This is a genomic window from Rhizobium sp. PRIMUS64 (assembly GCF_023006465.1).
Lineage (GTDB): Bacteria > Pseudomonadota > Alphaproteobacteria > Rhizobiales > Rhizobiaceae > Rhizobium > Rhizobium leguminosarum.
Genome location: NZ_JALBGX010000397.1, coordinates 1 through 223 on the forward strand (window position 1 = coordinate 1; position 223 = coordinate 223).

At 61.0% G+C, this 223-nt stretch carries 1 pseudogene; it reads right to left on the reverse strand.

Annotated features, from left to right (window positions below):
• Positions 1-223, reverse strand: a pseudogene (gene tuf, locus MOV76_RS39725) (elongation factor Tu); the annotation flags it as partial.

Consider the following 223-nt stretch of genomic DNA (forward strand, 5'->3'; position numbering starts at 1 on the left):
GCGGAAGTAGAACTGCGGACGGTAGTTGGTGAAGAACGGCGTATGACGGCCACCCTCTTCCTTCGTCAGGATGTAGGCTTCTGCCATGAACTTCTTGTGCGGCTTGACAGAGCCGGGCTTCGCCAGGATCTGGCCACGCTCGACGCCGTCACGGTTCACACCGCGGATCAGCGCACCGATGTTGTCGCCGGCCTGGCCCTGATCGAGCAGCTTGCGGAACATT